Origin of the sequence: Nesterenkonia maliinae (assembly GCF_051262655.1) — a bacterium.
Classification (GTDB): domain Bacteria; phylum Actinomycetota; class Actinomycetes; order Actinomycetales; family Micrococcaceae; genus Nesterenkonia.
In genome coordinates this window covers 918,847-939,823 of record NZ_JBIMEY010000001.1, presented here as the reverse complement: position 1 = coordinate 939,823, position 20,977 = coordinate 918,847, and the positions used below count along the sequence as shown (strand labels likewise).

General features: G+C 60.7%; 20 protein-coding genes and 1 pseudogene. 17 read left to right on the top strand and 4 right to left on the bottom strand.

What is annotated here, in order from left to right; all coding sequences use genetic code 11:
• The first annotated feature begins 170 nt into the window (after nucleotides 1-170).
• Complete coding sequence (locus ACHAA4_RS04270; protein WP_435772920.1) at nucleotides 171-482, top strand: hypothetical protein; 312 nt, start codon at nucleotides 171-173, stop codon at nucleotides 480-482.
• Here the strand turns inward: ACHAA4_RS04270 and ACHAA4_RS04265 are convergent.
• Both ACHAA4_RS04265 and ACHAA4_RS04260 read right to left on the bottom strand, forming a co-directional pair.
• Nucleotides 456-1,571, bottom strand: a complete 1,116-nt coding sequence (locus tag ACHAA4_RS04265) for a tyrosine-type recombinase/integrase (protein ID WP_435772919.1) — start codon at nucleotides 1,569-1,571, stop codon at nucleotides 456-458. The genes ACHAA4_RS04270 and ACHAA4_RS04265 overlap by 27 nt on opposite strands.
• Nucleotides 1,558-2,130, bottom strand: coding sequence for a helix-turn-helix domain-containing protein (locus ACHAA4_RS04260; protein WP_435772918.1), 573 nt, complete (start codon nucleotides 2,128-2,130; stop codon nucleotides 1,558-1,560). The genes ACHAA4_RS04265 and ACHAA4_RS04260 overlap by 14 nt, the downstream gene beginning before the upstream one ends.
• A gap of 76 nt (nucleotides 2,131-2,206) precedes the next feature.
• Between ACHAA4_RS04260 and ACHAA4_RS04255 the strand changes: the two genes are divergently transcribed.
• The 9 genes from ACHAA4_RS04255 to ACHAA4_RS04215 all read left to right on the top strand — a co-directional run bounded on the left by ACHAA4_RS04255 (nucleotide 2,207) and on the right by ACHAA4_RS04215 (nucleotide 6,717).
• Entirely contained in the window at nucleotides 2,207-2,404 is a 198-nt protein-coding gene (locus ACHAA4_RS04255; RefSeq protein WP_435772917.1) for a helix-turn-helix transcriptional regulator, read from the top strand.
• Nucleotides 2,405-2,499: 95 nt separating this feature from the next.
• A complete protein-coding gene (locus tag ACHAA4_RS04250) occupies nucleotides 2,500-2,835 on the top strand; it encodes a hypothetical protein (protein ID WP_435772916.1) in 336 nt (111 codons plus the stop codon).
• Nucleotides 2,835-3,074 carry a hypothetical protein gene (locus tag ACHAA4_RS04245; protein WP_435772915.1) on the top strand — a complete coding sequence of 80 codons (240 nt, stop codon included), beginning with the start codon at nucleotides 2,835-2,837 and terminating at the stop codon, nucleotides 3,072-3,074. The genes ACHAA4_RS04250 and ACHAA4_RS04245 overlap by 1 nt, the downstream gene beginning before the upstream one ends.
• Nucleotides 3,071-3,334: a DUF3039 domain-containing protein gene (locus ACHAA4_RS04240; RefSeq protein WP_435772914.1), complete on the top strand. Its 264-nt coding sequence runs from the start codon at nucleotides 3,071-3,073 to the stop codon at nucleotides 3,332-3,334. The genes ACHAA4_RS04245 and ACHAA4_RS04240 overlap by 4 nt, the downstream gene beginning before the upstream one ends.
• Nucleotides 3,334-4,026 (top strand): hypothetical protein, encoded by a 693-nt coding sequence (locus tag ACHAA4_RS04235; RefSeq protein WP_435772913.1) that lies wholly within the window; start codon nucleotides 3,334-3,336, stop codon nucleotides 4,024-4,026. Before ACHAA4_RS04240 ends, ACHAA4_RS04235 begins: the two co-directional genes overlap by 1 nt.
• Before the next feature lie 304 nt (nucleotides 4,027-4,330).
• Nucleotides 4,331-4,498, top strand: coding sequence for a hypothetical protein (locus ACHAA4_RS04230; RefSeq protein WP_435772912.1), 168 nt, complete (start codon nucleotides 4,331-4,333; stop codon nucleotides 4,496-4,498).
• Nucleotides 4,499-4,508: 10 nt separating this feature from the next.
• Nucleotides 4,509-4,844: a hypothetical protein gene (locus ACHAA4_RS04225; protein WP_435772911.1), complete on the top strand. Its 336-nt coding sequence runs from the start codon at nucleotides 4,509-4,511 to the stop codon at nucleotides 4,842-4,844.
• 8 nt (nucleotides 4,845-4,852) lie between these two features.
• Nucleotides 4,853-5,596, top strand: coding sequence for a hypothetical protein (locus ACHAA4_RS04220; RefSeq protein ID WP_435772910.1), 744 nt, complete (start codon nucleotides 4,853-4,855; stop codon nucleotides 5,594-5,596).
• Nucleotides 5,597-6,336: 740 nt separating this feature from the next.
• Nucleotides 6,337-6,717 carry a hypothetical protein gene (locus tag ACHAA4_RS04215; RefSeq protein WP_435772909.1) on the top strand — a complete coding sequence of 127 codons (381 nt, stop codon included), beginning with the start codon at nucleotides 6,337-6,339 and terminating at the stop codon, nucleotides 6,715-6,717.
• Here the strand turns inward: ACHAA4_RS04215 and ACHAA4_RS04210 are convergent.
• Complete coding sequence (locus ACHAA4_RS04210; protein ID WP_435772908.1) at nucleotides 6,712-7,146, bottom strand: HIRAN domain-containing protein; 435 nt, start codon at nucleotides 7,144-7,146, stop codon at nucleotides 6,712-6,714. The genes ACHAA4_RS04215 and ACHAA4_RS04210 overlap by 6 nt on opposite strands.
• A 418-nt stretch (nucleotides 7,147-7,564) precedes the next feature.
• Between ACHAA4_RS04210 and ACHAA4_RS04205 the strand changes: the two genes are divergently transcribed.
• The 7 genes and pseudogenes from ACHAA4_RS04205 (at nucleotide 7,565) to ACHAA4_RS04175 (ending at nucleotide 19,153) form a co-directional block, all read left to right on the top strand.
• Nucleotides 7,565-10,750 carry a phage tail tape measure protein gene (locus ACHAA4_RS04205; RefSeq protein WP_435772907.1) on the top strand — a complete coding sequence of 1,062 codons (3,186 nt, stop codon included), beginning with the start codon at nucleotides 7,565-7,567 and terminating at the stop codon, nucleotides 10,748-10,750.
• A 138-nt stretch (nucleotides 10,751-10,888) separates the two neighbouring features.
• Nucleotides 10,889-11,863, top strand: a pseudogene (locus ACHAA4_RS04200) (TadA family conjugal transfer-associated ATPase); the annotation flags it as partial.
• A gap of 209 nt (nucleotides 11,864-12,072) precedes the next feature.
• Nucleotides 12,073-12,720 carry a type II secretion system F family protein gene (locus tag ACHAA4_RS04195; RefSeq protein ID WP_435772906.1) on the top strand — a complete coding sequence of 216 codons (648 nt, stop codon included), beginning with the start codon at nucleotides 12,073-12,075 and terminating at the stop codon, nucleotides 12,718-12,720.
• A complete protein-coding gene (locus ACHAA4_RS04190) occupies nucleotides 12,717-13,661 on the top strand; it encodes a type II secretion system F family protein (RefSeq protein WP_435772905.1) in 945 nt (314 codons plus the stop codon). Before ACHAA4_RS04195 ends, ACHAA4_RS04190 begins: the two co-directional genes overlap by 4 nt.
• Before the next feature lie 196 nt (nucleotides 13,662-13,857).
• Complete coding sequence (locus ACHAA4_RS04185) at nucleotides 13,858-15,261, top strand: tyrosine-type recombinase/integrase (RefSeq protein WP_435772904.1); 1,404 nt, start codon at nucleotides 13,858-13,860, stop codon at nucleotides 15,259-15,261.
• Between the two features lie 446 nt (nucleotides 15,262-15,707).
• A complete protein-coding gene (locus tag ACHAA4_RS04180) occupies nucleotides 15,708-17,081 on the top strand; it encodes a hypothetical protein (RefSeq protein ID WP_435772903.1) in 1,374 nt (457 codons plus the stop codon).
• 5 nt (nucleotides 17,082-17,086) lie between these two features.
• Nucleotides 17,087-19,153 (top strand): hypothetical protein, encoded by a 2,067-nt coding sequence (locus ACHAA4_RS04175; RefSeq protein WP_435772902.1) that lies wholly within the window; start codon nucleotides 17,087-17,089, stop codon nucleotides 19,151-19,153.
• A gap of 711 nt (nucleotides 19,154-19,864) precedes the next feature.
• Here the strand turns inward: ACHAA4_RS04175 and ACHAA4_RS04170 are convergent.
• Nucleotides 19,865-20,830, bottom strand: coding sequence for a toll/interleukin-1 receptor domain-containing protein (locus ACHAA4_RS04170; RefSeq protein ID WP_435772901.1), 966 nt, complete (start codon nucleotides 20,828-20,830; stop codon nucleotides 19,865-19,867).
• Nucleotides 20,831-20,977: the final 147 nt, after the last annotated feature.

Here is a 20,977-nt window from a genome sequence, read left to right as displayed (position 1 = left end):
GGCTAGATCCGAGGGAAAGGCTGCTCCGCGACAGGTCGTCAGCTGTGGAGAACCTGTGATCGTGGCCCATTTTCCACAGGTTTTGAACAATCTATGGTCAGGAGCTATCCGGCTGGCTATCGTGATCTCACCACACTGGAATCAGGGACGAGGCCGAGCCTGTGGATGCTTTGACGATCGTTGAAGATGAGGTGCGGGAACAGATCCGGCACCGCGGGCTGGACCCTGCAGAGAACCCGATCGGTGTCCAGGAGCTGGTGGAGGCAGCCGTTGCTGAATACGACCGCCGGTCGATGGTGACCGCCTTGCCGCTGATCGGACCGGTCCAGCAGGCGGTCAAGCACGTCGTCAACGCCGTCGCCGGTTTCGGGGAGCTCCAGCCGCTTCTCGAGGACGAATCGGTGGAGGAGATCTGGATCAACGCCACCATTTGGACATCGCCCCAGGTCAGAGGCTCAGCTGTTGGTCTGAGTCCTCAATGAGTCCTCACCAGGGCTGAGGACAGCGTCCATGAGGCCCTGCGCAGCGGCCCGCGTGGTGTCCTCGCTGGTCTCCCAGAGGTGGCTATAGACGTTCAGCGTGACGGATGCAGACTTGTGCCCCATGGCGTGCTGCACGGTCACCACGTCACAGCCGGCCGCGATGAGCCCGGAGGCGTAGAAGTGTCGCAGACTGTGGAACTTCGTCGTCAGCCCCGCAGCCTCCCTGGTCCGTGTCCAGTGGTAGTCCACCGAGCGCGGCCACGCGGGGCCACCATCTCGACCGGGCATGAACCAACCGTCGTCACCGTAGAGGCCGATTTCGCCCATGTGCTGCGAGAGAATGCTCAGCAGCCCCTCGGGTGCCGAGATGGTGCGGAAGGACTGATACTTGGGCGCCCGGACCTCCAGCGGCAGGTTAGAGCGGCGCTGCACCTGCCGATTCACCTTGATCGTTCGGCGTAGGAAGTCCACATCTGAGCCCTGCAGTCCGTTCACCTCACCGATCCGCAGGCCGGCGAACGCGCCGAGCGCGATCATCGGCTTGAACCAGTCCGGAGACGCGCCCAGGAGCTTGCTCACTTCGTCGGCGGTGGGAATGGTCATCCGCTCCGCCTTCGGCGCCAGGCGAGGCGTCCTGACCCCGGCAGACGGGTCGATGGCGAGGTGCTGGTCTGCGATGGCGGCGCGGAAGATCGTGCCGGCCCAGCCGAGCCGATTCTTGATGGTCTGCGGTGCGAAGTTTTTGGAGTCCATCGCCTTCACCCACACCTCGACGTGTGAGCGCTTGATCTTCGCCAGCGGCATGTCTGAGAACCCGGCCTGCTTCACCACCAGATCGAACCCCTCGCGGGTGCCGGACTCCCAGAGCTGGTGCTTGCTCCACCGGTCATAGAAGCCCCGGAACGTGACCAGGCCGGCAGCGGGGGAGACGTACTTGCCGGTGAGCATGTCCGACTCGACGGAGGTCTTGAATCGCTGCGCGTCCAACTTGCGCGGGAAGTGCTTGGCGTTCTGCTTGCCCGACTCATCACGCCACCGGACGCGCCAGGTGACACCAGACTTGAGAGACCGCCGATCAATACTCGCCATTGGTATCCCCAGAGGCTTCGTAGTTGGTCAGCCAAGACTCTGCCCGAGCTCGATGGATGAAGGACTCTAAGCCACCCTCCACGTAGGCCTCCAAGCTAGACCGCGCACGCCGTATCTCATCCCACACATCGTCCTCGCCAACAAGCTCATCCGATACGTCATCGAGAGCACCAATCGCCTCAGCTCCCTTGGAGAGCAGGCTCAGCGCTCGGTTGATCGCCTGTGTCATGTCATCGAGGCAACCATCCAAGCCTTCAGTCAGATCGAACAGGCCATTGATGGCAGCGACGTGATCCGGGGGAGTGAGCAGGTGGCCCAGGGGAACCTTGAGCGCGTCGGCTATCTGGATAGCTTCACGCAGCTTCAACGGCCGAGACCCGTTCTCCATGCGGGAGAGCGTCGTCTGATGCATCCCCTTCACCCCGCGGTCACGCAGGTAGGTGGCGAATGCGCCTTGGGTCATACCCCGGCGGTCGCGCTCTTTGAGGATATTCCGCACGAAAGCCTGTTCTTGCGCTTGCGTCGGGTCCGTCGATGTCTCTGCCTGTTCTTCGTGCATGTTGTAAGCCTACACCTGTCAGATTGTGTTATGCTCAGTTGTGAGCGCAAAGCTCGCAGAATGAGAGGAGTGAAGCATGAGTGATCCACGCCTGAGGAGCATCGAAGATTTCGCCGAGATGACGGGCGTGCCGGTGGCGACCATCCGGCACTGGCGAATCCGAGGGGAAGGTCCCCCTGCGGTCCGGCTCGGAAAACGGCTCTATTGGAAAGAGCAGGACATCCTCGACTGGATCGAGGGGAAGTTCGAGGAACAGAAGCAGGTGAGCGCATGAAGATCACCCCTGACACAGAAAAGCGGCCCGACTCTCCCGGCAAGGAAAACAGTCAGGCCGCTCCAGAATCAGAACCCCACGAAGGAGAACCGATGATGTCTAAGTCTACAGCTAAGGCCCACACCTTCACCCCTGGCGACCCGGTAGATATCTGGGAGACCACGACCGATGTCGATGGCGAGGTGTACGGCGGTGAACGTCTGGACCTCATCAGCGCACTGATCTTCGGCACCGAAGCTTGCGAGGAGATCGGCTCCGCCCACACCTACACGATCCGCGACGACGAGGGCACAAAGAGCCCCGCGATCAAGGTCTTCCTGACAGATGAGATGAAGCACGTGGCGGAACTGACACTGATGCCGGATGAGCTGCAGCGGATCGGTGAATGGTTCCAGGAGCAGGCGCAGAAGTTCCAGGACGGTGACCGGTGATGGACGACTACCTGCACGTATACCGCCGCGAAGACCTCGCAGAAGCAGTGCTGGAGGACAAGCTCACCGGAGCCTGCGGCGCTGACCTCGAACCGCCTATAACGCAGGGCGGGATACCGATCCGCCCAGCATCGCGATCGCGGGCGATCTGCCTGGACTGCCTGGAGGCGATTGGACCGGACCGGGCGCTCAGCATTCTCCAGCGCCAGCAGTCGAAGGTGAAGGAGGGCGCCCAGTGAGCCAGCTCCTTCACTTCTACGAGAAGCACCGCGTCACCGAAGCCGCCGTCGAAGGTGGGGACGTGCTGGCCCTCTGCGGGGTCGCGGTCGAACCGAGGATCGAGGACGCCCACATCCTCCCGGTGAAGCAGACAAACAAGGACCAGTGCGGACGGTGCTTCACCATCCTCAGGGCCAGAGGAGGCGCATTGCAGCACAACCGCCGCAAGTGGGCACGAACCATGAGTCTCGCCCACGCAAAGGACCCCCAGGAGGGCTGATGGATTCCCGATTCCCCGCGCACTACTTGATGGACCGGAGGGTGCTCAGGACCAGCGCTCCAGCGTTCCGGCAGTTCGTGCTCGGGACGGCCTGGTCGGTCTCCAACATGACGGACGGGGCCATCCCGTACGAGGACTTGCCGTTGGTCACGTTCTCTTCGACGGACTCTGCAGCAGAGCTCGTGAAGCTGGGCCTCTGGAACACGACCAAGGACGGCTACCAGATCGCGGACTTCCAGAAGTACCAGACCTCGGCAGCAGTCGCGGAGGCAGTGCTGGAGAACCGGCGCAAGGCGGATCGGGAACGACAGGCCCGCAAGAGGTCCAAGGAGAAAGAGGACCAAGAACCTACAGAGTCACAGGGACAGTCACGTGATGGTCACGTGACATCTGAAGGAGAGGAAACGCAAGAGCAAGGAGAGGAAGATCTGGGTGCTGGTTCTTCTGAAGAAGTAGACACTCAGACCGGGGAAATTACATCGACCTCGGATTCGGCTCCGATTTCGCCGCCGGACGCTCGCGTTTCAAACGCGACCTCACCGGACGATGGTCGGATCTCAGATCAGGGCAAGTCTCCTGGCCCCTCGGAACTGTGGGGAGATCCGCCGACGAGCTCCGACGGTGACGGTCCCAGGACGTTCGACTTCAACACCTTCCGCAATCCGGAGATGAACTGGGAGGAGTCGGCGTGAAGGTCTGCACAGATTGCGGATATCGCACGTGCGCCTGCGGCTACATCGCCAGCTTGGCCCCTGGTGGATCGTCTGCAGCTTTGGCCCCGGTAGCGGCTCAGATGATGGGCCAGCCTCGACCGCACCGTGGCCCGACTGAAACCTCTTGTCCGTGTCCTGGGTGCTGGTCGCTCCGGGCAGCTACCTGGAAGGTCTGAAATGCCTAGACCGATCGTCAACGCGAACGGCGTAGTCGAGGGGCCTCTGCCCTGGACGCCGGCCATAGATGAGGACCACCTGAACTATCCCCGAAGGAGCGACGACCGTGCCACAGAAACACGACATCGGTTTTCAGAAGAGGGCCAAGAACGAACTGGCCGTGAAGCTTCGCAACGACGCCCGAGCTAACCGGGCCGAGCGGAACAAGCTGCGAAAGCAGAAACAAGAGACCCCTGCATGGGTTGAACCAATGATCTACACCAACAACAAGTAGGAGACACACAATGCCACACCTCCCGAAGAACAACCCCGTCCGCTTCCTGGTGGAGTCCGCAGCCAATGGCCGGAAGCTCACCGAGAAGGATCTCCAGATCTTGAAGAACGCGGACCTGCCTCGCGGTGAATCGCTCGACAGCCTCTCCGGGCAGGTCTCGCGGGCTGCAGAAAAGGTAGCGGCCGCCGGATCTGGCGGGGCGCGCAATGAAGCTATGCGAGTCGCAGAACGGGAATGGGGCAACATCGCCAGCTTCATGACCGAGGACCAGAGTGCGATCAGCACCACCGAGAGCGCCGAACCTGAGTCCCTGAGCTCCATCGGCAGCCGACTCTTCGACCAGTAAGGAACACCATGTACACACAGAACAAACGAACCACGGTGGGCACCAGCACCGGCGACACCCTGCTTCGGTCAGTCGGCAACCTCGAGGACATCGGGGTCACCATCCCGAAGGCCACACGGGAGAAGCTCAGCGAGCTCGAGGAACGACGCCGGGACATCACGGCCAAGCGTCAGGAGAGCAACCCGGAGAGCGCCGCACAGCAGGCAGCACAGGCCCTCGCAGATGGCACCGGCACCATCTCTGACGTGTTCAACGGGGCCGCGGCCAAGACGATCCTCGGAGCAGGGCACGGCAGCGCGGTCGCTCAGATCTTCGAGAAGGCTATGGCGATCAACTCCCGACAGATCCACAAGGAACTCGCGGCCCTCGGTGACACATGGGTCACGAAGATCCTCCGGCCCGAAGTGAACAAGCGTGTGGCGTTCATCCTGAAGGCGTTCAACAGCACGATGGAACTGGACCCGAAGCTGAACCCCACGCAGGCCGACTACCTCCTGCACCACAACGGAGTACCGGAAGCATGGGGAGATCTCCGGGCTCTGCACGACTCAGCCGGACACTTCCGGGCATACCGCGTCATCCCCTCCACCGACAGGCGGAGTGATGACTATGAGTTCACCGGACCCTTCCCCTCCAAGCGGGGGATGATGGCGCCCACCCTGACGTGGTTCCTCTGGGCTGAGCAGCAGGGAATGAAGGCAGGCATCTATACCGAAGCCGAAGCAGCAGCACACGAGGAGGCAGCAGCATGACGCAGCAGGTACGGCTCACTCAGCCCCTAGGTGGCAAGCCCCAAGGCTCCATCATCGACGTGATAGACAGCGTGGCTGACAGTCTCATCAATCAGGGCAAGGCCACACCAGTAGTCAGGCCCAGCAAGTAACCAACAGACCAGGACCACAGCACTCACCATCGGGTCCGGAGTGCTGTGGTCCTTCTGTGTCCACCTGTTAATGTGGAAGTGATGATGATGTCTTCTGACTGAGAGGATTCACCTCGCTTCTTTCCGCATCATCATCAACCATGCAGAGCGGTCGGCGCTGGTGATCTGACACATCAGCGCCGACGCTTGCACGAGATCGCTCACGAAATTGCGAGCTGAAGCGTCGCCAGTTCTCAGACGGTGGGGGGTGCCTCCCCGCCGAAATCTCCCCGCACCGCCGGGTAGCAAATCCTGTAAAGCTAGGTGACTTTGGGGCATTTGAGAGCCATTTGGTGTCGTTTGGTTTTTTGTTCCCCCCCCACGTTTTGAGCCACTTCCCTGTAATTACAGTGATTATCCGTAACGCACTGCTAGAATAGGGTTATGGATAGGGCCTGCAGCGAGTGCGAAACGCCGCTCAATCTGCACCGAGAAGACGCCAAATTCTGCTCTGACGCGTGCAAAATGAGGGCCTATCGCCGTCGCCAACGCGATCTAAGAGCCTTCCCTGAGTCCATGCGCAGGGAATCCCGCTGGGTCCGCAGAACGGGGCGGAAGGCCCCCCTGACGGTGGCAGGACGCAGCGCCTCCGTCACCAAGCCGGAGTCCTGGGCCAGGTACTCCGAAGCACTCCACTCAGAGGCCGGCGTCGGTCTCGGTTTCATGCTCGGAGGCGGGTTTGCCTGCATTGACCTTGACCACTGTTTCGAGGATGGCATCCTGCTTCCCTGGGCGGCTGAAGTGGTGGCCGCGAACCCTGACACCTTCACCGAGATCTCTATGTCGGGGGAGGGCCTGCACATCTTCGGGATGCTCGATGAAGCGAAGGGCGACAAGATCCGGGATGGCCGAAATATCGAGGTCTACAGCCGTGAACGATACATCGCCCTGACCGGCAATCGCTTCAACAGGGCCCCCTTGAAGCTGGCCCCGCTGAGCGGGCCTCTATAGCCGGCGCTTGAGGTGAGCGAGGATCTCAGGCGTGGTGACCAGGACACTAAAGGGAGGGCCGTCAACAGAACCGCGAGGACTCCCGCGTAGCGCAATTGCTTCCAAGGTTTCGCCGGCGTCCAAGCGCTTGGCCAAGGCTGCGGCCTTCTGCTTATTGACGTACCCCGCGGGCCGCTTCGAGCCGTGCGAGCATATGGCGACGGCATTGGAGTCATAAGGGTTATCCGGCTCTCGCAGCAGCGTCACAGGTCGACCCGCTGAGAAGCTCCCGGCTTTCAGTGCGGGGAGGTAGTTGCTGCTTCCGCGGACCCCAAAAGCGAAAATGCCCAGTCGTCGGAGGTTCCCGTTCTTCGGCGGGACTAGATGCCTGCCGCTGTCCGTGACGAGCCACAGCTCAGCCCCACGCTTCGCGAGGTGCAGTGGGGGCATTCCGTCAGGCCCCAGAACCAAGAGCTCTTTAGCAGTCTCCGGACTGATGTATGGGCTCTGTGAACGCTGCCTGGCTCTTGCTACGGGCGGAGGGTTCTCCGGCGCCACCTTATTGCCTTCCGGATTCGGCGCGCTGGACTTGGGCGCACGCTCCTGGCCTGCGCGTCTGATCCATTCCAAGAATCCCATGTGTAGCACCCTCCGTCGGTGTTTCGGGTCAGCCTACAAGTGGGCGAGAAGATGCCCAGCTAAGACCTCCCTATTTGGCTGATATATACCTGCTACTTCCGCGAAATTCCGGGGTTTTCGAGGTACAATTTAGGCATGACTAAACCTCAGCGCGAACCGGGTGACCAGCATGGCTGAGCGCACGATAACGCTCTCGCTTAAGGCCCGCGTAGATGGTCTCGTAAACGGAGTGAAGACCGCGCAGCGAGCCGCCACCGATGCCGGCAAGCAGCTCGACAGCTTCCGCCGGAACAATGAGCAGACGTGGAACGCCGCCGGTCGGGGCGCGATTGCGTTCGGCACCGCAGCGGTGGCCGGTATGGGGTTCGCCGCAAAGGCCGCCAGCGACTGGGAATCTGCCTGGGCCGGGGTGACCAAGACCGTAGACGGCAGCCCGGAGCAGATGGCCGCGCTGGAAGAGGAGCTGCGCAATCTGGCGACCACCCTGCCGCTGACACACGCCGAGATCGCGGGTATCGCAGAGGCAGCGGGGCAGCTCGGCATCGCACGCGAAGACATTACCGGCTTCACGAAGACGATGGTCGATCTCGGGGTCTCCACGAACCTCACCGCTGAGGAAGCGGCCACATCGATCGCTCAGATGATGAACGTCATGCGGACCGCACCGGAGGATGTGGATAACCTCGGCTCGGCGCTGGTCGCCCTGGGCAACAACGGGGCGTCCACGGAGAAAGACATCCTCATGATGGCCCAGCGGCTCGCGGGCACTGGTCAGCTGATCGGAGCCTCTGAGGGTGAAGTGTTGGCCCTGTCGAACACCCTGGCATCACTGGGCATCTCCGCTGAGGCGGGTGGCGGGGCAATGTCGCGGGTCATGCAGGACATCTATACCTCCGTGCAGGACGGCGGGGAATCACTGGAGGGCTTCGCAGAGGTCGCCGGCATGACGGCGCAGGAGTTCTCTACAGCGTTCCAGGCAGATCCAATCGCGGCGGTGGATGCCTTCACCCAGGGGCTTGGCCGGATCGGGGAGGAGGGCGGCAACGTTGTCGGCACGCTCTCCGAACTGGGCATCAAGTCCACCGAGGAGACGCGGGCACTGCTCGCTATGGCCGGTGCCAGTGGGATGCTCGCCGACGATCTCAAGTTGCAAGGTGAAGCCTGGGAGGCCAACACGGCTCTGACCGAGGAGGCCGGCAAGCGTTACGCCGTCACCGAGGAGAGGGTCAAGATCGCCTGGAATGGGATCAAAGACGCTGCTATCGACGCCGGGGCGGTCCTGCTCCCGATGATCGCTGGCACGGCTGAGTCGATCGCTGACCTGGCCGGAGTGTTCAGCAGCTTTTCACCAGAGGCACAGAGCGCGATTACCGTCCTCGGCGGACTCGCTGGCGTCGGCGCGGTGGCTGGTGGCGGGCTCATGTTGCTCCTGCCGAAGATGCAGGAGAGCTCACGGGCGCTCCGCAGTCTGGGCAAGGGCGGCGAGATCGCGGACAGGGGCCTGCGGAAGGTCGGTAAGGGTGCCGCTGCAGCTGGCGCTATCGGCGCAGTCGGGCTCGCCCTGGCGAAGATCGTTGAAGCCGACTACATGAACGATATCGATGACGGGATGGGTCGAGTCAGTGAGACACTGATCGATCTGGCGAATGACGCACCAGGCGCAGGAGTCGCGCTGGATGAGCTGTTCCAGAACATCGACGGCGAAGCCATCACCGGCGAAGTGGACAGCATCGATGATGCGCTGCGCCGGACCTTCGACAAGGACAAGGGCGAGAAGTTCAATGACTGGGCCGAGAACATCATCAACGGTGTGACCGGCATCGAGGGGTCTAGTCAGATCCTCGAAGGCTCCTGGGATCGGATGGACCAGGGCCTCGCGGCCTTGGTCTCCGAAGGCAACACTGAGGAAGCCGCTCGAGCCTTCGCAGAGATCCAAGAGGCGGCAGAGGCACAGGGCGTCTCGGTGGAGCAGCTGGCCGCGATCTTCCCGCTCTACGGGGACGCGCTCAGCGGGGCCGCTGCAGAGCAGAGCACGGCCGCCGGCTCAGGTGAGGAGCTGCAAACGGCTCTCGGTGACGTCGGACTCGCGGCAGACGGCACCGTCGAATCCCTCGGTGACTTCATCGACAAAATGTTCGAGTCCGGGCTGGCGACGATGACTGCCCGTGAAGCCTCGGCCCGGTTCCAGGAGTCCATAGACGCAGCCGACGCGGCAGTGCAGCAGATCATCGAATCGCAGGGCGCAATGGGCGCCACCCTGAACCAGTCGAAGACAGACTTTGACCTCACCACCGAAGCGGGCCGGCTGGCGAACGGGGCCTTCCAGGACATCACCCGCTCAGGGTTCGACGCGGCCACCGCGATGGCAGAGAACGGGGCCTCCCAGGACGAGGTGCAGGGCAAGCTCCGCAGCACCTATGACTCTCTGCTCACCGCGGCGGAAGGGTTCGGACTCTCGGAGGCCAAGGCGCGAGACCTCGCCCGCGAAGTGCTCGGAGTCCCAGACGGCGTCACGGTGGACTCGTGGATGTCCACGGAGGCTGAGAACACGGCGGAGAACCTCAAGGAGAGCATCGACAACGTACCGAATTCGAAAGAGGTCAGTTCGTGGATGTCTGACAAGGCATTCCAGACGGCGCTGGAGACACGGGCGGCGATCCTGGGAATCCCGCCGGAGGACGTGGTCAGCTCTTTCATGTCATCTGCGGCACGTGATGAGGCGGACGCGACCACCGCCGAAGTGCTAGGCATCCCCCCAGGAGCCTCGATCTCGTCTTTCATGGAGGACGACGCGAAGGTCGAGGCGTGGGCCACTCAGGCCGCACTCGACCGGATCGACACTCAGAAGACGATCCGAATCACCACGATCCGCGACTTCGTGCAGGGATCGCTCAACAACGCATCGTCGCCGCTGCCCTCCTGGGCCAACCCTGGAGGGGCGACCGGCGGACGTGCGGGTCGCGACTTCGGTTACCCGAAACTCCGAAATGGCGGCCGGCTCCCATACACGGGGCTCGGCACGGACATGATCCTGGGTGTGAACAGCCAAGGTCGCCCGATCGCTGATGTCGATGACGGCGAGTGGGTGATCCGTGAGCGGTCCGCGAATAAGTACGACAGTGTGCTTGACCGGATCAACCGGGACCACCCTTCCGTGCAGCACCTTGCGGGGTACGCGGAGGGCGGCAGGGTGAACAGCGGGGCTCACCAGGCGCAGCAGATGGTCATGGCGGCGGCACCACCACAGCAGGCGGCAGCGGGAGCGGCTGGCCCGTCCTTAGAGGACATGCCTGCAATGATGAACTCGGCAGTCCGAGACGCAATCCAGGGCGCGCAACTGAAACTCGGCTTCGGACACGAGGCAGTGCTGGCAAAAGTCGTCCGGGTCGGAGAGAAGAAAATCTCGAGGCTGTAGGTGTGGTCTGTGGACACACGGAGTCCTCACCAGGTCCATACACCGGCCTAAACGTCCGGCAAAGATAAGCGTCTACATCCCTTTAGATAAGCGGAAGTAGACAGCAATCAACATCTACCAACACTAGGCCGGGCGTTCTGGATCAACGGTCCCAGCGCCGTGTTCGTGGCACGCGCCGGCCGGTCTGAGCTGACCTCGATCACGATGAGTGAATCTCGCATCCGTGACCTTGTGGAACGGATGCTCAAGAGTTCAGGACGTCGCCTGGACCTCTCCTCGCCATTTGTCGACGCGTCGCTGCCGGATGGTTCTCGGCTGCACGTCGTGATGGGCGATATCACCAGGCGCCACTGGGCGGTCAATATCCGGAAGTTCATCGCCCGAGCCCAGACGCTCGATGATCTGGTCCGTCGGGGTTCCTTGACCGCATCGGCCGCGGACTTTCTGGAGGCCTGCGTCGACAGCGGATTGAACATTCTCGTGTCGGGTGCGACGCAGTCTGGGAAAACGACGTTGTTGAACTGCCTCTCCGCCGCAATCGGCCCCCGAGAGCGGGTCGTCACCGTGGAGGAGATCTTCGAGCTCCAACTCCCGCTTCGCGATGTGGTGGGAATGCAGTGTCGACAGTCCAACCTCGAGGGGGAGGGCGAAATCCCGCTGCGGCGGCTCGTGAAGGAGGCATTGCGAATGCGTCCTGACCGGCTGATCGTCGGAGAGGTTCGCGAAGCCGAAAGCCTCGACATGCTCATCGCGCTGAACTCAGGCATGCCGGGCATGGCCACTGTCCATGCCAACAGCGCCCAAGACGCGCTCACCAAGATCTGCACCCTGCCGCTGCTGGCCGGGGAGAACATCTCCAGAAGCTTCATCCTGCCCACTGTCGCCTCCTGCCTCGACCTTGTCGTGCATTGCGTGCGCGAACGGGATGGAAGCCGCCATGTCGGCCAGATCATGGCGGTAGGGAGCAGGGTTGAAGCCGACACCATCGAGACGACCCTGCTCTTCGACGCCGCCGAGGGTGAACTCGCCGTCACTGACTCCGCGGTCTTTGAGCTTCCCAAGCTCGCACCACAGCACCAGATCCGTTTCGCCAGGACGGGGATGCTGGGATGAGCCTGCTGCTCGGACTGGGACTTGGTTTCGGGCTGCTGCTGGTCTATGCCTCCTTTTGGGAGCGCCCACCCCGAGCGGCAGGGCCCCGATCTCCGCGGCGGGGGAGGGTCCGCAAGCTCCTCGATGAGGCTGGACATCCGAAAGTCCCGGTCACGGGAGTCCTCACGGCCATCATGATCTGTGCGGTGGCTGCGTTTCTGGTCGTCCTTGTGCTCACGGCCGCGATTCCTGTGGCACTGTGCTTCTCCCTGTTCGCCGGCATGGTGCCGATGTTGGCACTGCGTTGGCAGGCGGGGAAGCGGCGAGCGCTCTTGCGCAACATCTGGCCGGACGCCGTTGATCACCTGAGGTCAGCCGTCAGGTCCGGGATGTCGCTGCCCGAGGGTCTCATGCAGCTCGGCGTCTCTGGTCCTGAACCGCTGCGCGAACCGTTCACAGAGTTCGGAAAGGATTATCGCGCGGGACAGACCCTGGGGATTGCACTGGGAAGGCTGAAGCTGCGCCTGGCTGACCCGGTGGGGGATCGGATCGTGGCGGCGCTGGTGATCACGCGCGAAGTGGGCGGCTCGGACCTTGGCCGACTGCTCAGCACATTGGCGGAGTTCCTGAGAGAGAACGCGAGGACGCGCAGCGAGTTGGAGGCTCGCCAATCCTGGACAGTCAACGCCGCGAAACTGGCCGTGGCGGCTCCCTGGATCGTGGTGCTGCTGCTGTCCCTGCAACGAGAGGCCGCCGCGGCCTACCAAGGTGCGACGGGCATGGGGGTCCTCGGCGCAGGTCTGATCGTGTCCCTGGTGTGTTACCGGCTGATGCTGCGCATCGGTGCTCTGCCTCGAGAGGCGCGGGTGCTCGCATGAATGAAGCGATCATCGGGTGGGCGCTCATCTGTGGTCTGTTCCTGGGTCTGGGGCTTGTGCTCGTCCTGCGGGCCCTGCCGATGAACAACCAGCCCAACTTCTCCGCCCGGGTGGCGCCCTACCTGCGCTCTAGGGACTCGGGCTTCGAGCTGTCAGAGCCTGGATCGCAGCCACCGCTAGCCCTGGGAGCCCTGGCGAGGATCCTCACTCCGGTGATCCAGCAGGCCGTGCGGCAGCTTGACCGGTTCAGCCTCGACGCCGAGCAGCTTGGTCACCGTCTCGGGCAGGCGAATTCTCGACTCAGTCCCAATGACTATCGTCTTCAGCAGCTCGGGCTTGGAGTCCTCGGTGCCCTGCTGGGAACGGTGCTGAGCCTGCTCGGGGTCTGGGCCGGAAGCGTCAACGGATTCTCAGCGACCGTCATCGTGCTCGGGCTGGCGGGGCTGGGCGTGGCACTGCGCGACAACCTGCTGACCAGTCAGATCCGTCGCCGACAGGCGCGGATGCTCACCGAGTTCCCGACCATCGCCGAGATGATCGCACTGGCGGTCAGCGCCGGGGAGGGTGCTCCGGGCGCGTTCGCCCGCGTCGGGAGACTGGCGCGGGGAGAACTTGCGCTCGAGCTGACCCGGGTTCTGCACCAGACCCAGGCCGGGACCAGCTTCTCCACGGCCTTGAAACAGATGTCGACTAGGGTCGGATCTGCTCCGATCTCCCGGTTCCTCGAAGGAATCATCGTCGCCATGGAACGCGGCACGCCGCTGGCCGAGGTCATGCACGCCCAGGCTCAGGACGTGCGGGAGCTCGCCCGACGCGACCTCATCGAGACGGCGGGCAAGAAGGAGATCGGGATGCTGGTGCCGCTGGTCTTCGGCGTGCTGCCGCTGACGGTGCTCTTCGCGATCTACCCGGGACTCTCTCTGCTGGAGATCGGGATCTGACCCACCGTTCACCACCGACCACGCAGGACTACCGCACCACCGGACAAGGGAAAGCACATGTCACACATGGAAGAACACCCCCACGAGGCGGCACGCGCCGCAGACTGCCTGCACGAAGAGGAGCGCGGCGACGTGCCGCCCTGAATGCGGCCCTGATACATTCTGCAACAGATTTGTACCTGATACTCTCTGCGGCATGGGACCGGAGCGAGACGAGTCTAAGCGGCACAGTCTTGGCTCGGCGGGGGGTACCCACTCATCCGGCTCTCCTACGTACGCTGTGTTTGTACCCGCACCCGAGAGTGCGCAACGACTTGTCCTGCAGGCGTTCGGTGATAATCATCGACTTCTCCCTGCTAAACAAGGAGACCTGTTCATAACAAGAGATGGTTTCCTCCCGGACACCGCAATCCACCGGTGGGTTTCTTGGTGTGGCGCAACGCTATCGCTAGAGACCCGACGCCAGTACTTCTACGAGATCTCCAAGTTCCTGAACTTTTTGGAGGAGCTCAATGCGACGTGGGAGAGCGCGAGGGACCTGCATTTTGTAGCCTACAGAGACAGCAGGCTGCTTCCAGGGGGTGGACTGACCAATTCCCGTTCCTGGGCCAAATCGTCTTCGGTCATAAAGAACTTCTACAAGTACCAGCTGGCGGTTGGCACCATCACAGCGTTGCCTTACACCGTCGTAGGCTCCCACACCGCGCTTGATATTCGGCATCGTAGCCAAGTGCTACCTCGCCGTGCGCTCTCTATGGATGAATGGAAAGCTTTCGTCCGCCATGGGTTGCAGGAATCCCCCGAGGTGCAGGGGCCTGTGCCGCGTTGGCCTAAACGAGACATCGCAGCTGCGATCTTGATGTTGACGACGGGTATGAGGATCGGTGAGCTAAGCAAACTTACCGTTATGGATCTACGCGACGCCGAAGAATCGGACGGTGTGCTTGAGCTCGGAACTATCTCTAAGAATCAACGCCACCGCATAGTGCGTTTGACGCCGCAAGCTAGAAGGGCTCTCCACGTCTATACGCGGACTGAGCGTCATTGGCAGGCGACCACTCTCAGAGGTGCTGACCACGAACGCCTGTTGGAGGATGACCACTTTCTAGTGACCAAGCACCAAGGAGGTCGAATCACCGGCGGAAGCTCGAGCGGGAAGTGGAGTGGCAGAGCGTCAGATCTCCCCAGAAGACTGCGAGAACGGGCAGTTCTCATCGATGAGGACGGCCGGTTTGAACCAGCTGCGCTCTTTCTTGGAGGGTCTGATGGGTCTGCCATGAGTCCAGATGGTTGGCACAAAGTCTTCCGGCGAGCCAACCAGCGCATGCAAGCCATAGATCCTCAGTGGCGCGCCATTCGCCCACATGACTTGAGGCGAACCTTTGCCAGCATCACGGTAGACGCCGTCATACGAACGAACCGTGCAAGCGAGTTGTCGGATGACCTATCCTTCGGCGCGATTATTGCGCGAGACCCCGTGAGCGTCGCCCAGCGGGCCCTCGGTCATGCCTCTCCGGCAACAACGGCCATTTACCTTGACTCCACGTATCGCTTGCCCCCAGAGCTCAGTTCAGCTTTGGACGATTGGAGTCTAGATTGAAAACAGTGTCCTACTCGTTGTCCGGACGGCCCGAGATCACTCCAACGAGGTCCACGCTACGTTTCGACGGTCCAGGTGGATCACGGCAGGTGTCGATTGCCAGGGCTACTTCTTACTGCGGTCAGCTGAGTGCCGATCTTGCGGAGGAGTGGGCTTGGCACTCGTACCATTCAGACCACTCACTGAATTCAGCATCCGGGTACCGAAGTTCCGTGGCGCAGTTTCTAAAATTTGTAAATGCGAGCACTGAGCACGCGCTAAGTCTTGTCGAAAATGATGACAGGGTTGCAGATCTATTTTATAAGTGGGAGCTTCATTGCACGAATCATTACGGTGGAGATTCTGTTGAAGGAAAACGCACAGTCAACCGTGTGCTGGCAATTCTCCGTTTTCGACGCCTGAACGGGCGGCCCCTGGGGCCCATCATGTCCAAGAGGTCCGAATCGATGGCCGCCTTCGGTGATCGGCATCGGGAGAAAAACCTTCCCGAGTACCCGCGAGATCAACTGCAGCAGATTCTGAAACAGGCCAAAAGTGATGCTCGATCCACCGTGCACCGACTTACGACGCCCCCTGCACAAAGGTTTCCGGAGGGTGGAGACCACTCGGTGCCGCCGGACGTACTTGATCTTCTCGACAGAGCACGGAGCGGGGTGCTTCAGGGTTCTAGTATCAAGCAACTATATGAAAATAATCGGGACCGCATACCCCCCTCCATAAGAGAGTGGGGTGCTGAAATGGGTATCGATGTTGTCCCCAGTGGAAGTCGAGTATGGAGCACTGCAGCCAATGTATTGTATCGCTACGTCAACATCACGGAACTTGATCTTGTCCCGTTCTTTGCGCTGGTTGTCTACTACTCTGGCCTTACAAGTGGAGAGCTGAAGACGATCCGCCGCTCCAGTCTCGAAATCACCGAAGTCGGGATCCGCTTCGAAGTCTTCAAAGATCGTTCCCATACAGGTCGAGAGATAGTCCTGGATCGAGATACAAATCGAACCCTATGTAGTGTCCTAGAGGACGCGGAGCGAGTGACACGGAGTGTCCCTGAGGCGTCACTTGACCATCCCGCCAGTGACTTGCTGTGGTCCTGCTTCTACTTGAGCAATGGAAGACGCCATATCAAACCTGCTGAGTTCCACAAGTTCAGCATTGGTCACTGGATGACGTTAAGGGGCTTGACTCTGCCGGGGCCTCACAAGTTTGATCGGCTCAGAAAAAATCATAAGAGTGTGCGGACTCAAGCGTCTGCCGGTCTGCACGGGGCAGTCGTGGACCACTCGGAGCAAGTATTTCTACGTCACTATGTTTCGACTGACACCCTACTGCGACGATCAGCTGGAGTGGTCAGCGCCGCTCAACGCGATATTTTCGACAAGGTTATCTCTCGGGGCCCGACCGTCATCCCATCTGCGCTCCAGAATGACCATGACACCTCTCCGGAGATTAGAACCCTTGCGCAACAGCGAGACGAACAATCGTCCTTGGATCGCTCATTGAACGTAGGGATTTGCGCTGCCCGGGAAGATGAGCCGTGGGTGAAGAACGGGACCTGTGTTGACCCTGTCGCAAAGTGCATGGTTTGTAGAAACTCTGTGATTTTCGCGGAGCACTTGCCGCAAGTCATCGTCCTGGAGCAGCACTTGGAGCAGCTCCGTCTTGATATGGAGCCCGCTGACTTCCTTGAGCGGTACGGTGCTTCCCTCTCCAATGCGAGAGAAGTCATTTCGATGTTCCCTCAGAATGCGGTGTTGACGGCGAATGAAAAATTGGCGAGGACTGAGGAGCGGCTTTTGGTTCCCTTGGAGATGCACAAGTAGTGGATATGATCGCGCGACCCACGCCCACCGCGACAAGCGTGGAAGGCGAGCGTTCCTCAGAATGGGCTGCGGGATGCTCGCGCTTTATATCACCTTCAGAGGTTGTCCTCCAGTCGATGCTCGGCGAAGAATCAAGTAATCCGGTTATTTTCTCGGACGACACTTGGGACGTAACGGGCCTCAAGAAGAAGCCTTCACCAATGGATCGGGTTCTCCTGCGGTTCGACGCTATACCTTTGAATTGGCGGCTTCGTGTGAAGGAGCTGCTGTTCTACTGCATTCACCCCAATCATCCCGTGCTCATCCGTACCGGACTGTCGGGCAGACGCAAGTCTGTAGCCCCTCTGACGGCACGAAGTCTCCTCGAATCGTTTCGTATCATTGCGACCTGGGCTGAGGGATACGTTGCAACGCCCGTCACCGAGTGGGGACCATGCGAAGCAGAGAAGTTTCTCATGCACGTTCAGTCGGCGAGTGGGCCCTCAATGAGCCATGCACGCGTGGGTGCGTTCCGCTTGTTACATAGTCACCAGGAAGTCCTTACAGATGGGGGCATGCCGCAAATTCCTTGGCCCAAGCAACTGAGCAACTCGAAGATCGTCGGGTACAAGGTACAGTCGGGATCGCTTCAAACAGTTCCAATGGCGCCTGAGGCTTGGACGAGGAATATCTCAGCCGCGTGGCGGTTCCTTGACGAACTTTCCGATGACATATTGGCCGCGCGAGACGTGTTCGAAGGGTCCTGCGTTAACACCGTCTCCCTCAGCAATGAGCGCCAGGTAGCGGCTTCGCTTCTATCTCTAAGAGAATATCCCGTGAGTTTTCGCGGAGAAGCGCAAAATGCTGACTTTTCCGTAAATCACCGATTAGTTTCTCAGATGGCGTTGGGGAGACCTGATGGACTCGATGATGCGAAAGCCTCTATACGGCATGAGGTTAGGGGTCGAGCGAAAATTATCGGCGTCTATTCAGACTGTGCATTTGAACACGCGAAGCGAGTTGGGCTCCCGATCGCGGACTCATGGGTGTCAAGACAATCGTACAGAATGGTGACGCACCTTCAGAAACACCTGCTCACGGCTTGTTATCTGGTGACCGCTGCATTCACCATGATGCGGGACAGTGAAATTCGCGGAATTGGACCGGGTTCGATACAGGATCACTATGGGATTCCGGCGATCCGCAGCACGAAGTTTAAGAGAGACCAGTCGGGCAGAGACTACTACTGGTGGATCAGTGAACCTGTGGTCCGAGCTATCGACGTCGTTGAACGGCTGACCGGAAGACGTGAGTATCTTTTTGGTTCTCTCAGTACGACCAGTACTTGGTCTGAGAGCCGTTCCGGCCCTGGGTCAATGGCAGGAAAGAGCATTCCAAAGTTTGTGAATTTTGTGGCGCAATACGGGGCCGAGCTTGATCTGCCCCCAATGTCGCTACCCCTGAACGCGCGTGTCCTGCGCAGGACTATGGCAACAATTGTGGCGAACGGAGAGGACGGTCAGATTGCTCTCGCGTTGCAACTGAAGCACGCAACGAACTACGCCGTAGCGAACGCTCTGACTTCTGCCTATTCCGAACCTGATAGCCGGTGGGCACGTGAGGTTATGGGGTCGCGTCATGCCGCTGCGGTGGAGTCGATAGTCGACAGCTGGGGAGCAGGTAGACCTGAACACGCCTTCACCGGCCCTGGGAGTGGACGTCTGGCTACTTCGTTTGGGCGTGAGGACACCGAGCGTCCAACTATCGGGGACGCCCAGACCCTGGCTCGATGGCTGGCCGGGAGATTCCCGCAGATTAGGTTGGGGACCATCAACCACTGTCTCGGTGACAGCAGCGTAGCCGCGTGTCTAACGCCCGCTGGGAGGGAACGTGGAGACGTCCCCGATCCAACTTTCTGCAAGCCCGCGCACTGTCAAAATTCCTTCTCCTCCGAGGAGCACCGCATCGTGATCGCAACTGAGCTAGAAATGATCCAAGACCTTCACAAGCGTCAGCGGGCGTCCCCAGCGACCAAGAAGAAATTAGTGACCCGGATGCAGGAGTTGGAACGGATGATGGAAGGCCCCAATTGACGAGCCGTCGAAACGCAGCTGAGGCTTCTCTAATTAGGGAGCTGGAGCGTTGCAGTTCTGACGTGGAGTCGGCTGGCAAAGTTACTATCGCAGAGCTGGCGGCCCGTGCGGGAGTGAGTCGCTCGAGCGCTTACAGGGCGAAGAGGTTTCTCGAGCTCTACGACGACTGGTCGCGGGGTAGCATGCTCGGGACTGACGCTAAATCAGGATGTTCTTATGAACTCAAAAATTCCCTTAGTTCCGCCGATTCAGAGCCGAGCGAGTTGATTTCCGAATTGGCACATGAGGTGGAGCGCTTGAAGACTGAGAACCATGCTCTTAAATCGCTGATTCTAAAGAACTTCCTCGGCGAGGATGCGGAAAAGCAGTCTTCGTAAGGAATTTTATCACTGGAGAGAACAACATCGACTGACGCGAGATGAGTCGCGTCGAAGCTGTTTCGCTCTCCGCAGATGGGGGTGTACAGCCAGAATCCGTACGACGAAGTCTTCGCTCCTGAGGTGGTTTGATCAGTGCTGGGCTCTTCGCGGTGCCGTGGTCGATCGGTGCTGATGCACCCGTTCGACCGTGCGGCGCGCGATACTGGTTTCGATCGAGAGGCTAATTGCCGCGCGCCGCTATGCTGCACAAGACCTAGGTCACGAGTGGCCACTTGCAACGTATGCCGCGCGACGATGTAGACATCTGGTCTGCGCGTTTGTGTTGAACGTTCTACGCACAGTTGTCGATTCCGAATTCGGGGGAGGGCACTGGCGGGATCACGTAGTTGAAGGTCACCTGCGGCTCTCCGGTTGGTCCGGTGTCGCGGTTATCAACCTTGTTGATGAACACCGCCGCCCAATGGTCGTTCACGTTCCGAAGGATTACCGCGTCACCTACGCGCGCGGTCCGATGCCGCGAGGAGGCGTCGTAGCTCGACGCGTCTCCAACTTGCTCTGGCCCCGTGACTCCTCGGGCGAGGGCGATGGACTTGATGTCGGATGGATCCGAATACACGTGGATTGAGCCGTACCCGGCGCTGCTGAACCTGACGGTGAAGGACCGGTCGCCAGCGCCTATGACATAGCAACCGTTGTTGTTGTCATAGTTGAAGGTCACCGTCTCAACGAGCGCGGGCTCGACATACCGCGCAGGGTCGTGGCGTAACGCGCCACCCCAGTCCTCAGATGAGATTGCTGCGAACGGGTTGCGTCCCAGTCGCGGCTTTGGTGTGGGCTGGAGTCCGTGCAGCTCATGCAGAAGCTCGTAGTACTCCTTTTCGCTGTACGGCTGGTCACGAAAATCAACATACTTCGCCGCACCCAGGAAGCGAGGTAGCGTTCCGTCACCATTGTCGCGGAGTACGGGTACGACGCGGTTGCTGTGTAGGTCGGCCATTAGGCTCGGAGTAATCATCTTTCGCTCGTAACCCACCCCACCCTCGGCAGCGTCTGCCTTTGCGACGTATCGCGCGGTACAGATAGCGACTACGCGGTACTCCGTGTCTGCGGCACGCTCCATGAACAAGCTAAGGTCGCTCCCGAGCTCTGTATCCCAGCGATCGAGGACGACATCGACGCCGTTGGTTCGCAAGCGGGTCGCCACTTGTAACACCCAATCCGTATGCCCCTTGCTATCCCACGAGTACGAAACGAATACACGCGGCGCTCGGTCACCGTCACTCGCCGTCGTCGTCATCAATCAATCCTTTACCGAACCAGGGTCGCGTGCGACCGATCCTACCCTCGTGGCGCCAGCGGTCGCCGCGGCAGACCCGTCTGAGCGCAGACAGACGGCGTCACCCGCGCCAGTAATTCTCGGGAGGTCGGGTACACCGGATCGCTC